At 40.2% G+C, this 16696-nt stretch carries 7 protein-coding genes; all 7 read left to right on the plus strand.

All coding sequences use genetic code 11. The features are described 5' to 3' along the window. Positions 1–50: 50 nt before the first annotated feature. The 7 genes from ACZ48L_RS07050 to ACZ48L_RS07080 all read left to right on the plus strand — a co-directional run bounded on the left by ACZ48L_RS07050 (position 51) and on the right by ACZ48L_RS07080 (position 16639). A complete protein-coding gene (locus tag ACZ48L_RS07050; RefSeq protein WP_025791419.1) occupies positions 51–3131 on the plus strand; it encodes a SusC/RagA family TonB-linked outer membrane protein in 3081 nt (1026 codons plus the stop codon). A 24-nt stretch (positions 3132–3155) separates the two neighbouring features. Then, complete coding sequence (locus ACZ48L_RS07055; RefSeq protein ID WP_025791417.1) at positions 3156–4700, plus strand: RagB/SusD family nutrient uptake outer membrane protein; 1545 nt, start codon at positions 3156–3158, stop codon at positions 4698–4700. Positions 4701–5425: 725 nt separating this feature from the next. Then, positions 5426–8701, plus strand: a complete 3276-nt coding sequence (locus ACZ48L_RS07060) for a SusC/RagA family TonB-linked outer membrane protein (RefSeq protein WP_464721975.1) — start codon at positions 5426–5428, stop codon at positions 8699–8701. A gap of 47 nt (positions 8702–8748) precedes the next feature. Further along, positions 8749–10419, plus strand: a complete 1671-nt coding sequence (locus ACZ48L_RS07065; protein WP_025791412.1) for a RagB/SusD family nutrient uptake outer membrane protein — start codon at positions 8749–8751, stop codon at positions 10417–10419. Positions 10420–10446: 27 nt separating this feature from the next. Beyond that, positions 10447–11205, plus strand: coding sequence for a hypothetical protein (locus tag ACZ48L_RS07070; RefSeq protein ID WP_025791410.1), 759 nt, complete (start codon positions 10447–10449; stop codon positions 11203–11205). A 603-nt stretch (positions 11206–11808) separates the two neighbouring features. Continuing rightward, positions 11809–14991 carry a SusC/RagA family TonB-linked outer membrane protein gene (locus ACZ48L_RS07075; RefSeq protein ID WP_025791409.1) on the plus strand — a complete coding sequence of 1061 codons (3183 nt, stop codon included), beginning with the start codon at positions 11809–11811 and terminating at the stop codon, positions 14989–14991. A gap of 31 nt (positions 14992–15022) precedes the next feature. Further along, complete coding sequence (locus ACZ48L_RS07080) at positions 15023–16639, plus strand: RagB/SusD family nutrient uptake outer membrane protein (protein ID WP_025791407.1); 1617 nt, start codon at positions 15023–15025, stop codon at positions 16637–16639. Positions 16640–16696: the final 57 nt, after the last annotated feature.

Raw genomic sequence — 16696 nt, forward strand, 5'->3', positions numbered from 1 at the left:
GGATTGTCTTAGGAAATAATACATATAATTAATATAAAAAGAGCGTATTTATGGAAAAAAGACTAATGATGTTTTTAGCCGCTTTGTTCCTATGTGTAGGGACAGCGTTGGCACAAACTGAGATTAGCGGAACTGTAATCTCTTCCGAGGATAAGCAGCCTGTAGTTGGGGCTTCTATTCTTGTTGTTGGAACACAGATGGGTACAGTGACAGATATCGATGGTAATTTCCATCTCACGGTACCTGAGGGCAAAACTCAGTTGCGTATTCAATATGTCGGCTTACAGACCCAGACTGTTCCTGCAAAGGATGGAATGAAGGTTACTTTGAAACCTGAGGCAGGCTCATTAGACGAGGTAATTGTTACTGGTTATGGTAACTTTAAGAAGTCAAGTTTTACTGGTGCTGCTGCTAACGTTGACCCTGGTAAGCTTGCTGATGTACCTGTTGCATCAGTTCAGGATAAACTTGCGGGTTCTGTTCCAGGTGTTACAGTGACGAGTGCTTCTGGTGCTCCTGGTTCAGTAAGCAATATTCGTATTCGTGGTATGGGTTCTATTAATGCAGGTAATGATCCATTATATGTTATTGATGGTACACCTATGCTTTCAGGTGATATCAATGGCTTTGGTCAAGGTAACTATAATGAAGCTGGTACGAATGCATTAGCAACACTGAATAGTAATGATATTGAATCAATCACGGTTATTAAAGATGCTGCAGCAGCTTCTTTGTATGGTTCTCGTGCAGCAAATGGTGTGATAGTTATTACTACTAAGAGTGGTAAGAAAGGTAAAACTCATGTTGATTTCCGTAGTGATTGGGGTTTCTCAAACTTAGCTATTGATTATCGTCCTGTCTTAGGAGGTGATGCACGTCGTAGCTTGCTTTACCAAGGTTTAAAGAACTATGCTCTATACGGTGAGGGTAAATCAGAGGCTGATGCAATAACCTTTGCTGATGACAATATTGATGATTTTGCTAAAAAACCAGTTGTTGGTTATGATGCAAGTGGTAAGGCTATCAATGCTTGGACAGATTGGAAGAAACTTCTTATAAAGACAGGTCATCACCAAAATTATCAGGTAAGCTTGAGTGGAGGTAATGATAATACTCAGTTCTATGCTTCACTTTCTTACATGAAACAGACTGGTATATTTGCCAATCAAGGTATGGAACGATTCACAGGTAATGCAAACCTTACCCATAAGTTTGGTCGTTTCGTGCTGACTTATTCGTCACTTTTTACAAAGATGAATCAGAGCCTTACAAGTGATGGAGGGGCATCTTATGGTAATCCAATTGCTAACTATGCTTTTATGCAAAGTCCTTCATCTATTGCTTATCTCCCTGATGGGTCGTTTGCTTCTGGTCCTGAAACTAACAGTATCGTTAGTGTGAACCCTATTTATGAGGCTCTTCATACTTATGATAAAACAGATATCAAGAGAGCTTTCAATACATTGAAGTTAGACTGGAACATATGGGATGCACTTCATTTGAGCGAGAAAGTAACTTATGATTACACTTCTAATAATGAAGATGTTCTTTGGGATCGTTATTCTAATGATGGTGGACCTGCTGGTAATGTACAACGCTACAATGGTTCTATTAGCCAGTTAAATGGGCAGACACAGTTGAGCTATGCAAAGAATTTTGGCTTACACAATATTGATGCCCTCTTAGGTTATGAGACTGAAAAGTACATTGTAAAGTATAACTATCTTAATGGTAGTGATTACCCTGGTAACTTATACGAGTTCTCAAATGCAGGAACTACTCGTGCAAGTAGTGATTCTCGTGGTTATACACTTGCAAGCTGGTTAGGTCGTGTGAACTATAACTATGATAATAGGTATTATGCTGGTGTTAGTTTCCGTCGTGATGGTAGTAGCCGTCTAGCTGAGGAAAATCGTTGGGGTAACTTCTGGTCTCTATCAGCAGCATGGCGTTTTGGAGCTGAGAAGTTTATGGATCCTGTGAAGAAGGTACTTAGTGATGGTAAGTTGCGTCTGAGTTACGGTGTCAACGGTACATTACCTGGTAACTATTATGACTATATGAGCCTTTATAAGTATGGTCAGTACTATAATGGTAAGTCGGGTATGGCTATCGTAGGTATCGCTAATCCTAATTTGAAGTGGGAAAAGAACCGTGCATTCAACGTTGGTCTCGACCTCACATTCATTGATCGTATCTCTGTAACGTTCGATTACTATGTTCGTACTACTTCTGATCTTATTTATGATTTACCAATGTCTGCTGTTCCTGGTTATTATGATGGTAGCTCTACAGCTACAACATCTCCTATCAATGTTGGTTCATTACGAAACAATGGTTATGAGGTTACTATCCAGAGCAATAATATACAGAAGAAAGATTTCTCATGGACTACTATGTTGAACTTTGGTCATAACCATAATAAGTTGACAAAGATTTATGGTGATGAGAATCAGATTATCAGTGGTGTGCGTATCCATAAGGTAGGTGAACCTTATTACAGCTTCTACGGATTTGAATATGCTGGCGTTGATCCTGCAACTGGTAAGGAGTTGTTCTATATTAATGATGGAACTAGTAATGCACGTAATACCACAACAGACCCTAACAAGGCTAATAAGGTTATCATTGGTAACCATGAAACAAAGCTTGAGGGTGGTTTTACCAATAATATCACATGGAAGTTCATTGACTTCGGTTTGAATTTCACTTTCTCACTTGGAGGAAAAGCTTATGATGCAGCTTCATGGCAACATGACAATGGTGATTATACCTTTGGTGGTCAGGTTCCTGCTTATTATGATGTTAACAAGATGTGGAAGGGTCCTGGAGATACTAGTGCTTCACAACCAGTGTTCCAGTACGGAAATACCAGTCAGACTTCTTCTCGCTGGTTGATGCCAACGGATTACCTCCGTTTAAAGAGTCTTACTCTTGGTTTTACTGCCCCGACTTTGTGGGTGTCACATCTTGGACTAAGCAAGGCACGTGCTTTCTTCTCTGCCAGCAACTTGCTTACATGGAAGTCTAAGGATCTCTATGTTGACCCAGAGATGCGTGTAGATGGTGTTTGTACGTTCCAGACTCCTGGACTCCGTACCTTCACTTTCGGTATTGAACTCGGATTCTAATTTAATTAATGGAAACTATTAGTTATGAAAAGAACATATAAAAATATATATAGCTTCATGCTTGCTACAGCCGTATTATTCGGCTTGGCATCATGTGGTGACGAATTCTTTGACCAGACACCAAGTGATGGAGTACCTTCAGGGACAGCTATTAAGAATAGTGAAGACTTGGGTACGGCTCGTACTGGTATGTATGCTGCCTTAAAAGGTACATCAAATTTCTCAGACTATTACGGTCAGCAGATGTTCCTTTACGGCGAGATGCACGGAGAGGATTTACAGTATAACTCAAAGTATGGTAGTAATCGTGCTTCATTCTACTACAAGATGGAGTATACTTCTGCTTCTAACTTCAATGCCTATGGTATATGGCAGTCACCTTATATTGTTATTCAGACGGCTAATCATATCATTGAAGCTGCAGATGGAGGTAAGTTGACAGATGCAAATGATGCAGATGCAAAGGCTCTAATAGACCAATATAGGGCAGAGGCTTTGGTACTTCGTGCAATGGCAACCTTTGACCTCACACGTGTTTACGGTAAGACTTATACTGAAGACAATGGCGCTTCCTTAGGTGTGCCATTAGTGACCAAAACACTTGAAGCAACAGAGAAGCCGGGTCGTAGTACAGTTGCCGAATGTTATACACAGGTTATCAAAGACCTGAATGAAGCAATTAATTCTGGTAAGTTAGCAACTAGCCCTGAGGTCGGATACATGGGACTTTATGCCGCTAAGGCATTGCTTTCACGTGTCTATTTAACGAAGGGTGATTGGGCTGATGCTCTCTCTACAGCTGAAGATGTTATTAATAACTCTGGAAATACTCTTTGGGCAGCTGATGAATATGTAAATGCGTGGAAGAAAGATGATAAGAATCACTCAAAAGAGATGCTTTTCGAATTATCTATAACCAATTCTAACGATTGGAACGACCGTAATGGTATTGCATACCTGTATGCAGAGAATCGTCCGAGTGTTCCAGGTTATGGTGATGTTTGTGCCACGAAGAAGTTTGTAGAACTTCTTGCTGAGGACCCACAAGATGTGCGCGCTGATGTGTTCCTTGCCCCATCAGCTGATAAAAAACATGTGTTTAATGGTGCGAAAGTTTATCTTAATAAGATGCCGGCTGCAAATGGTGATGTACGTTATTCTAATGTACCTATTCTTCGTCTTTCAGAAGTTTATCTCAATGCAGCTGAGGCAGCTTTTAAATCAGGTAACACGACAAAGGCTGCACAGTATTTGAATGATATTATCAAGAATCGTACGAGCGATACTGCACAGCAGGTAACAGCGGCAAATATTACATTACAGCGCATTTTGTTGGAACGTCGTAAAGAACTTGTTGGTGAGGGACAGCGTTTCTTTGACGCTATGCGTAACAATGAGACTATTACCCGCTACACTAATGATGCTGATCGTGGTTGGCATGATATCCTAACAACTGAGGTGCGTAGTTATAACCGTGACTTCTTTAAGTCGCTAGCTGCCATCCCTAGTAGAGAGACAGATGCTAATCCTAATCTTAAAAAACAACAGAATCCAGGGTATAGTAATTAAGACCTTTATGTCCAAAGAGGATATATTAGATGCACATTTTATTTAATGTGTTTAATTTGTAAGTACTAAAATCCTCTCAAGGATGAAGAAATGGCCATTTCAAGATCAAATAATAGATTTTGAAATGGCTTTTTCTTTTATTAATAACCCAGTTTTAACTTTCCTGTCACTAGTGTCACTCACTTTACGCCTATAACTTCTTTATAATAAAACACTTGTAGGAAGTGTTAAAAGTGACAGTAACATAATTTAAAAATGATATAGGGGTTATAGGGATGTATTTTCTTTTGTTGATCTTAACAAGGTTATCTTGTATTGAAGTATAGTTGGAATTTGTAACTATAGATAATTCCTTGACATATTATAGATAATTCTTGTTGTCATAATGTAAGCTATGTCTTTTCATAAAAGCTCTTTGTTTAAAATCTAACTATCAATCTGTTATATTGTGTATAACTTACAATATTAAATTTTTCGATGTTATTTTTAGCTTATGTTGTGTGTTTGGTGTGGTAAAACCTTACACTTTTAGTATTGTTATTCGTAATTAATGTTAAAATATTAAACTTATGTTTATTTTTACTTGTTAGTTAAGAAAAACAATATTAGATTTGTAGCCGATCGAAAATACTCACTGACTATTACCATGTAATTCGCAATGCCATAAATACATATTGCCTAAACTTCAAAAGAATTATATTAATTGTTAACAAAAAGTTGATTTTATGAAAAGAAGACTAATTATGTTTTTTGCTGGTTTTTTCCTATGCTTAGGAACTGCACTGGCGCAAACTGAGATTAGCGGAACTGTTGTCTCTTCTGAAGATGGACAGCCTGTCATTGGTGCGTCTATCTTAGTTGTGGGAACACAGAACGGTACTGCAACTGACATTGATGGACATTTCTCATTGTCCGCAAAGTCTGGTTCGAAGATTACAGTTTCCTACATCGGTATGAAAACACAGACGCTGACAGGTAAAGCAAAGATGAAAATTGCGCTTGATCCTGACGGTAAAGTTATGGATGAGGTGATGGTTGTTGCTTTCGGAACACAGTCGAAAGCTTCATTTGCTGGTTCTGCAGCAGTTGTCAACTCTGGTGACCTAAAGAAAAAGATTACTACTAACGTTGCAGATGCTCTTGTAGGTTCTGTTCCAGGTTTGCAAATGACGGGTAGCTCTGGTGCTCCTGGTGCTGACAATGCAAGTATCCATATTCGTGGTATTGCTTCTCTCTATGCTTCAACGACTCCATTGATTATCGTGGATGGTGCTCCTTATCCAGCTTCTTTGAGTAATATCCCACAGGATGATATTGAAAGTGTAACGGTTTTGAAGGATGCTTCATCTGCAGCTCTCTATGGTGCACGTGGTGCAGCTGGTGTTATTCTTATTACAACGAAGAAAGGTAAAGGCAAAGCAACTATTAATGTTGAGTCAAAATGGGGTGTTACAAGCCGTAGTATCCAAGATTATGACGTGTTTACTGATCCAGGAGAGTATATGGAAGCTTACTATAAGCAGTTCTATAACTATGCTTTCTATAAGAAAGGTATGACACGCGAGCAGGCAAATCAGTGGGCTAATGATAATTTTATCACCAACTCCAACTTTGGTTTACAATATAATCCTTATACGATTCCTATAGGTGAAAACCTCATCGGTCTTGATGGCAAGCTGAATCCGAAGGCTACATTGGGCCGTATGTACGAGTATAATGGAAAGAAATTCTATATTCTTCCTGATAATTGGAAAGATGCTGCTTATCGTCATGGCTTCCGTCAGGAGTATAATGTTAACATAAGTGGTGGTGACTCTAAGATTAGTTACTATTCAAGTATTGGTTATTTGAAGGAGAAAGGTGTGCTTGAGAACTCTGGTTATGAGCGTTTCACAGCTCGTTTGAAAGCTGATTATCAGGCAACAGACTGGTTGCATCTATTAGCAAATGCCAGCTATGTTCATGCTGATCGTGAATCAAATCCAAACTTGAGTAATACGAATTCAAATGCTAGTAACCTCGGTTATTTCACACAGTATATCTCTCCTATCTATCCAATCTATGTGCGTACGATTGATGCAAACGGTAATCCAGTCATTGCAACAGATAGATTCGGACATCCACAGTATGACTTCGGTGTACCTGCAACAAACTTCCAGGGCTTGAATGGTCGCCCATTTAGTCAGACTGGTAACCCTCTGGGTTCTAATAGGTATAATAAGGTGAATGATATCCTTGATCAGTTACAGGGACAATTGAACTTTGATGTTACATTTACACCATGGTTGAAGTTTAATTCAACGAACTCTATTACACTTATTCTGAGCCGTTTCTCTCATTATGAGAATCCATTTATTGGTAATGCTGCTGCAACAAATGGTAGTATTGACAAGTATACGGATGTTAGTTATCGTTGGAACTACGTACAGACATTGAATGCTCATAAGGTATTTGGATTGCACGATGTACAGCTGATGGTTGGTCATGAGTGGTATAAGATGAATAAAAACTTCCTCGAAGCATTGGCACGTGGTGGTTTCTCTCCTGCTATTCAGGAGATCAATGCCTTCGCTGACCGTTATAATAGCTATTCATATCAGCGGAATTACAACGTAGAAGGTTACTTTGCAAACTTCCTTTATAACTTCGATCAGAAATATTTTGCACAGGCATCTTATCGTCGTGATGCTTCCAGCCGTTTTGCTAAGAAGAACCGTTGGGGTGACTTCTGGAGTATTGGTGGTGCATGGATTATTAGTAAAGAGAAGTTCTTCCAGAATCTAAATACAAAGTGGGTTGATAATTTGAAGCTGAAAGCATCTATTGGTCAGCAAGGTAATGATGGTATTCCAAACTTCAACTATATCGACATGTACACGCTTGTACGTGGCGGACAGTCAATGTTGCCTTCTTTCTCTGGTATTGGTAACCCTAAGATTACATGGGAAACAACAACCAACTTCAACCTTGGTCTTGAGTTCAACCTCTTCCAGAACCGTTTGAATGGTGAGTTCAACTTCTATAATAAGAAGACAACGGATATGCTCTTCTGGCTTAGTGTTCCAGAGAGTATGGGTGTTCGTGGTTACTATGGTAACCTTGGTGATATCCGTAATACTGGTGTTGAGTTCACATTAAATGGTGATATCATTCGTACAAAGAATATTGTTTGGAGTGCATCTGCTAATATCTCACATAACAGAGCAAAGGCTTTGAAGCTTGACCCTGTAAAGACCGCACAGTATGGTGGCTTCTCTCAAGCTGATGTAAATGCAGGATTCAACGTTCCTATGTGGTATGCTGAGGGACAGCCATTGTATAATGCCATGTTGGCTGATTATGCTGGTGTGAACGATAAGGGATTGCCACAGTATTGGGTTGATGAAGACATATATAATGATTATAAGGCAGGAAAGATGTCTGTTAGTAGTAAACCTGGTACAAAACATTCGTTCTTAACAACTGATTGGCGTGAGGCTACTAAGTATACACACCAGATGTTGCCTGTAGCAAATGGTGGTTTCACAACATCTTTACGTGTATATGACTTTGATGTCAACCTGATTTTTGATTATCAGATTGGTGGTAAGATTTATGACTTTGGTTATGCTGGCTTGATGGGCAACGTAACAACGAAGAGCGAAGGCTATAATCTGTCAAAAGATATCCTGAAGGCATGGACACCTGATAATACTTCAAGTGATATACCACGCTTTATGTATACTGATCAGGATATGACAGCGCAGTCTACTCGTTTCCTTACAAGTGCAAGGTATCTTAACTTCCAGTCGTTTACTGTTGGTTACAGCGTTCCTGCAAAGATAGCTCGGGCTTTGATGTTGAGTAAGATTCGCATCTATGTACAAGGTCAGAACCTCTGCTTCTGGTCAGCTCGTAAGGGTCTTGATCCACGTTATAGCTTCCAGGGAACGTCTCATGCAGGTATCAACGCTTATGCACCTGTACGCACGATTATGGGTGGTTTGCAGTTGTCTTTCTAATGAGATGATTCGCACATCGTTATTAATAACAATAAAATGAAAAGACAATGAAAAAGATATTTTCAGCAATTATCCTCGCAGCAATAGGCACTTCGATGCTTACAGGTTGTATTGAGGAAGTTGAACCACTGGGTGGTGAAGCTACCCTTGATCAAGTGGCAGAAGCTCCAAATGCCTTTGACAATATGGTGAGTGGTCTTACTACAGGACTTAGTGGTAAGAGAGATTATAGTCCAGGTAATAACCAGAATGTTTGGGATTATGGTTACACAAGTTTCTTCTTGACACGTGATGTAGAGGGACAAGACGTTATTGCAACGGGTAGTAACAACCATTATCAGGTTTGGTATCAGAATGTAAAGTACCTATCAGCTGGTTATGCGGTTTCGCAATTCCCATGGACAGTATATAAGTGGATTACCAACTGTAATAATGTTATAAAGAATGCGGGCGCTAATAATTATGCAGAGCCCCCAGCAGACAAGAAAGTGGGTACAGGTATTGCTTATGCAATGCGTGCTATGTTCTATCTCGACCTTGTTCGCATGTATGCTTCTAAGCCTTATATAGTCGATCATAATGCTTTAACTACGATTAAAGCTGATGAAAACCGTACTATTGAGGAAGCAATCCATCAAGAACGTATGAAATGGGATGAGGCCTTCGAGTTTATCTTAAAGGATCTTGATGCTGCAGAACAGTATCTTGCTACTTATAATCGTACTGATAAGTATGTGCCAGACCTGAGTGTTGTCTATGGTTTGAAAGCACGTACCTATCTTGAGAAGCAAGATTGGGTGAATGCAGAGAAGTATGCTAAGCTTGCACAACAAGGTTATACAATGATGAGCGAGACTGACTATCTGAGCCGTGATAATGGATTTAACACTCCTAATAGCTCATGGATGTTTGCAACGAAGTTTGTTTCCAGTGATATTAACATCTCTGATAACGACGGTGACTGCTCTTGGGGTTCTGTGATGTTGCCAGAGAACGGCTTCGGCGGTGGTTATGCTTCTAACTATGGAGGTGTGAATGTTATCGATCACCATCTCTATACAACGATCCCAGTAACCGACTTCCGTAAGAAATGTTGGTTGACTTTCGATCTTGACGGTATGTCAAAGGCTGATGCTGTAACGAAGTTAGCAGAGTATACGAACTATCCTGAGCGTGTGTATGAGAGTGGTAAAGCAAATGGTTATGGCTTAAACGGTATGTGTTTCAAGTTCCGTAATGCCGCAGGAAAGGCTGATGTCAAGTATGAAGCCTGGTGTGTGTCAGTGCCATTGATGCGTGTTGAGGAGATGAAGCTCATTGAAATAGAGGCTGCAGGTATGCAGGATGAGGCTCGTGGTAAGCAGTTGTTAATAGACTTTGCTAAGACACGTGATCCGAATTTCACCTATGGTCAGCACAATGATGCTTACTATAATAATTCAACTTCTGCTTTCCAGAATGAGGTATGGTGGCAACGCCGTGTAGAATTGTGGGGAGAAGGTTTCTCAACATTTGATATCAAACGTCTCAATAAGGGTATTATTCGCAGCTATGCTGGAACGAATCATACTGAAAATGCTCGTTGGAACGTGGAAGAAATCCCTAGTTGGATGGTATGGACCTTCACTGATACGGAGTCTTCTTACAATGGTGGTATGACTCAGAACCCTGATCCAAAGCAACCAACAGGTGACTCTGCCCCATTCGTATTTCAATAATAGTTAAATCAATAATGTAAAATGAATATGAAGAAATATATTAAAAGCTTGCTGATGCTCGTCCTTGCAGCTATGGCTCTCACGGGTTGTAGGGAGGAGGTCGGTACAGATCCAGGTAATGACGGTACTCCTATAGCTACAGTGTATCAATATACTGCAGGTGCAGGATACAACTCTGATAATGATTGTCTCTTTCGTGTAGCAACCAATGCAGCTGTGGGGGAGGTCTATTATCTAGCAGAATTGAAGACAGAAAAGGAAGCTCGTAACATGACAGCAGATGCTTATGCAGAGTATGTTGTTGCTCATGGTACGAAGGTTGACGTGAAGGCATCTGACTATAAGGATGTGTATGTTACTAATTTGCACGGACTTTATGCCGTAACAGTTGTAGCTGTAAAAGGTGGAACGAAGACTTCTCAAAGCATAGAGTTTGCTGGACTTGATTACAAGCCTTATGGTACGGGTGTTTATCATTCCGATATGTTCGGTGATCTTGGTACTGTTAACGTTGAATATTCCGAAGTCGGCAGTCGCTATCGTATTAAGGATGTGTGGGGAGTAGACCATGGTTTTGCTTTCAGTATTAATGGAACGAAGGTTACAGTCTATCCTCAAACCATCGTAACGGGTCGTGAACATCCTCGATATGGTATGATTTCAGCTAATGACCAGAGTGGTAGTACCTACGATGAGGCTACTAAAACCGTCACATTCAACTTCCTGTTTAGTGTTTCAGCAGGCTCTTTTGGTGTGAAGGCTGAGACTTTACAACTGAATAATTAATCTGATTATCATGTAAATATGGGCGGTTCCCTTTGTAGGGAGCCGCTTTTTTGTGCTATAACTAACTATGGGCTTATTTATAATAAAGGTATAGTTGGGCAAAAGTTATTTGTCCTGTTCATCTTCTCTACTATGTATTGGATTTAGTTGACAGCTTTAGTTTTTAAATTAAATACTGTTTGACAATTAATTTGTTTAAATTCAATATTGGTTAACACACTATTCTCTTAAGTCAAAGTGTTGTTGTCATTAGTTTTTTCAAAGCTTTTTATTCATAAGAACTGAAGAAGACGGATAAAACAAGGGTGAGTTTAGCGACTAGTAAGATTAATAAACAAGCTCGAAATCTGTGAAAACCCCTTGAAAATATGGCGTTTTTGTCGTTAGAAACAGATGTAGTATTAGTCTTCCTACTTCTTTTGATACGTTAATAAATATAAAAATTTAGGGTGCTTTGGTAGGTTGAGTTTGTGTATTTAGCAGAAGTGCATTAAATTTGTGGACATAGATTAGTCAGCCTTTCGGCGTGGTATAAGATTATTTCGGGATATAAATAAAGAATAGAGTATAATTAAATAATTTATTAACCGAAGTGGAGTATTTATGAAGGAAAGACTAATTGTGTTTTTGGCAGCAATGTTCCTAAGTTTAGGAACGGCGTTTGCACAAACAAGTATTAACGGTATAGTAGTATCTTCGGAGGATGGGCAACCAGTCATTGGTGCATCCATCGTTGTAGCTGGTACCCAGAATGGTACTGTTACTGATGTCGATGGTAATTTTACACTGTCAACATCAGTAGGATCAAAGTTGGTTGTTTCATACGTTGGTATGAACACAAAGACTGTTACGGCAACTGCCCATATGAAAATTACGTTGGACCCTGATAACAAGAACCTTGATGAAGTCGTTGTTGTCGCTTATGGTACAGCTAAACGACAGTCAATTACTGGTTCTGTAGCAGTGGTTGATTCGAAGAAAATCTCTGATCGTATCAGTACGTCAGTGACTGGTGCTTTGGAGGGAGCAGCGCCTGGTGTACAGGTTAACAATACGTATGGTGAGCCTGGACAAGCTCCAAAGATTCACATACGTGGTGTAGGAACGTTGGTAAGTGGTGCTGATCAGCCTCTGTATATTGTTGATGGTACGGCATACTCTGGCAATATTGCTGAGTTGAACCCTAACGATATAGAGTCAGTGTCTATCTTAAAGGATGCTTCTTCTGCTGCTCTCTATGGTAACAGAGCAGCAAATGGTGTTGTTCTTATTACTACTAAGAAGGCCAAGTATGCTTCTAAGCCTATTATTACATTGAAGGTTGACCAAGGATTCTATAGACGTGGTATCCCCGAGTATGACCGTTTAGGACCTGATGAGTGGATGGAAGCATCATGGATGGCTTATAAGAATTATGCTTTGTCTAATAAAGCTTTGCGTATTACTAGTGAGGCAGATGCCGCAGCATATGCAACCAAGAACCTTTTGAAGAAGAAATGGAATATCTATGATGGTCCTGAAGATGCGCTCTTTGATGCTAATGGCAAGCTGATAGCCCACATGCGTCCTGAATATACTGATCTTGACTGGCAGAAACCTATTGAACGTACAGGTCATCGACAGGAGTATAATGTCTCTGCTGCTGTTTCTAGCGATAAGTTCAATGTCTATTCTTCTGCAGGATACCTGAATGAGCATGGTTATATCATTAATTCTGGCTATGAAAGATTCACTGGTCGTATTAATACTACTTATAATGCAAACAAGTGGCTGGAGTTAGGTATGAACCTTTCTGGTACTTCTGCCATCCAGAACTATAATAGTAATGCTTCTGGTTCTATGTATGGTAATCCTTTCTATGTAACCCGTTACATGGCACCAATCTATCCTTATTATCTCCATAATGCAGATGGTTCTTACGTCTTGGACGCAGATGGGAATCCACAATTTGATGTTACCTCTCAGTACCTGTCGAACCGTAATATAGCTTATGAGCTACGACATGATAATGACAAGAACCGTAGAAATGTACTTGATGGTCTGATTTATGGAAAGATCACATTGCCTTACGGCTTCTCTTTCTTGGGTAAGGTGAGCATGAAGCATGCTAACTCTAATAAACAGTCCTATGATAACCCTAATATCGGTGATGGTGCTGGTAACAATGGACGTTTGAAGGCGAGAATTTCTCAGTTCAATTCCTATACAGGACAGGAACTTTTGACATGGGAACATGAATTTGGAGATCATCATATTGATGTACTTCTCGGTCACGAGAACTATAGCTGGAAGGTTAGATATTCAAGTCTGATGAATACAGATGCCGCAATTGACGGTCTGTTAGTGCTGAATAACTTCGTTCAGAATGCAACTACTGGTGGTTATAATGAGGATTATAGAACAGAGTCTTATCTCGGACGTGCTCGTTATAATTATGCTGATAAGTACTTTGTTGACTTCTCTTATCGTCGTGATGGCTCTTCTAAGTTCCATAAGGATAAGCGTTGGGGTAACTTCTTCTCCTTTGGTTTGAACTGGAATATTAAGAAAGAAGAGTTCATGAAGAAAGTAAAATGGGTTGATGCTCTGCGTGCTCGTGCTTCATATGGTGAAGTTGGAAATGATGCAGCAGTAGACTATTATGGCTATCAGGGACTTTATTATATCAAGAAGAATGCTGGAGAACCAGCCTTGATACGTCAGAAGTTGGCGGCTGATAACCTCAGATGGGAGACAACCCAGACCTTTGACCTCGGCGTTGAAGGTACAGTCTTTAATCGTGTGAACTTCAGTATCGGTTATTTTGATAAGCGTTCAAAGGACTTGTTGTTCCAGGTTCGCTTCCCATTGTCAGCTGGTTCTTTCTATGGAGATGCCCTAACAAACCTCAGTCAGTATCAGAATATTGGTACAATCTCTAACCGTGGTTTCGAGTTTATGGTGAACGGAGATGTTGTTCGTTCGAAAGATTGGACGTGGAACTTAGCATTTGATGCTACAACATTGAACAATAAAGTAATCAAATTACCTGGTAGAAAGGATATTCTTCATGGTCAACAGAATTATTCTGAAGGACATTCTGCCTATGAATGGTACACTTATCACTTTGCTGGTGTAGATCAGATGACGGGTCAGTCACTCTATGATATTGATATGGATAAGGCTACTTCGGCTCGCGCTGCAGGTGCTGTTGTTGATATCAATGGTAAGGAATATGTTACTACAACGACCTATGCACGTCGTGTATGGGCTGGTACAGCACTGCCATCTGTCTATGGCTCATTCGGTTCTAACCTGCGTTGGAAGGATTTAAGTCTTAATATCTTGATGACTTACAGCCTTGGTGGAAAGACGATGGATGGTCCTTATCAGTCATTGATGAGTGCTGGTTCTGCTACATCTGCCAGTGCTTTGCACAAGGATGCACTGTCTTCATGGAAGGGAGTGCCTGCTGGTATGACAGCAACATCACCTGATCGCATTGATCCGAATGGTATTCCAGCACTTAATTACTCTCAGAGTAATGACAATAATGCTGCTAGTGACCGTTGGTTAACAAGCTCTTCTTACCTTGTTATGAAGAATATCGTGCTTTCTTATCGCCTCCCTAAGGCTTGGGTAGATAAGTGTGGACTGGGTGGCGTCTCCCTGAAAGCAGGTGTAGAGAACCTCTTTACCGTTACATCACGTAAGGGATTGAACCCACAATATAGCTTCAGTGGTAGTAGCAATGATACATATGTTACTGCTCGGGTATTCAACTTTGGAGTCACAGTTAATCTCTAATATTTACATGAACCTAAATAAAAGATATAATATGAAATATCCAATTAACAAACTCACGATAGGTCTTTTGTCTGTAGCATCAATGATGGTGGTCTCTTGTACGGATGGGTATCTTGATACAGCACCATCTGAATCAATTAGTCCACAGGCTGCATATGCGACGACAAACAATGCACGTAGTACCTTGAATGGTATTGCAAAGGTGATGAGTGTACAGCAAGGACAGTATGGACAGGGCTTCGCTGGCGAGAATGCCATCATCCGTTATTATGAGAACATACCAAGTCAGAATTACAATTATAACTACTATGCACCAGGTCTCTCACCCCTTCATAATCAGGAATGGCATGATCGTGCAACGACAAAGTACGACTCTTATGCCTGGGCATATTACTATCAGATTATTACAAACGCCAATGCTTTTATCTTAAACATTGATGAAGCAAAAGGTCCAGAGGCTGATAAAAAGTTCTTAAAGGCATCAGCGCTCACCTTCCGTGCCTATGCTTATGAGAAACTTGTTCATTATTTCTGTTATCGTTGGCAAGATAGTAACAATGGTTCAACGCGAGGTTTACCTATACGTCTTGACTTATCAACAGGTGAACTGAAAGCTTCTACTCTTGCAGAAGTCTATCAACAGATATATAAAGACTGTGAGGAAGCTATTCAACTCTTTACAGAGAGTGGTCAGACACGTGATGCTTCTCGTTGCTGGATAGCCGATGTGAACACGGCTCATGCCGTTTATGCACGTGCAGCATTGACCCGTCAGGATTATGCAACAGCGTTAGCACAGGCGAAATTGGCTGAAGTGAATCGTCCTCTTATGAACAGAAGTGAATATGCAGGCGGCTTCTATAAGCCAACAAAGGAGTGGATCTTTGGTAGTTATGGTGGTGACACAGAGCAGTTATGGTACTGGGCTTTTGGTGCATCAGATGCTTGTAATGGTAATAATGCAACTAAGAAGTCTACTGGAGCAGGTACAATTGGTCATGAATTGATTAATCGTATTCCGAATGATGACGCTCGTAAGGAGCTCTTTATCACTCAAGATAAGTTCACTAGTATTGATATTACTGATAACAAACAGGTTGATCAGGAGAATGGTATCATTGGTTTAGGTAATAAGAACGTGCTTGAAGAGGCTAAAGCTATTGTTAAGGCTCATCAGCTTCCAGGTCTTCCAGCTGCTTATGCTTCAAAGGTTATCTATTTGGATGGGCATATGAAGTTCTGGGTAACCACCCTTCCAGGTGTTAGTTATGTTCCTTTCATACGTTCCAGCGAGATGGTTCTCATAGAAGCTGAGGCTAATTACTTCCTTGGAAACACTGCTGATGCACAGGCTGCATTGGTTCGTTTAAATGCTTCTACTGACCGTACACCAGGTTATACATGTACTAAGACTGGTCAGGATCTCTTTGATGAGATTAAGGATTATCGTGAAGTAGAGCTCTGGGGAGAAGGTTTTGCATGGAGCGACTACAAGCGTTGGAACATACCTGTGGTACGTCACTCCTTTGCTGAAGGTGGTAATGCACACCCAACAGTATCACTTACGATCCCAGCTGATGCTGGTAACAAGTGGACTTGGGTATATCCTCAGGATGAAATTGATTACAATGACCTTGTGAAAGAGTAATATTCTTTTGACAAGATCTCCCATGTGATAATACTGTTCTTACTCCATTAAGGATGT

The organism is Prevotella histicola (genome assembly GCF_055385135.1).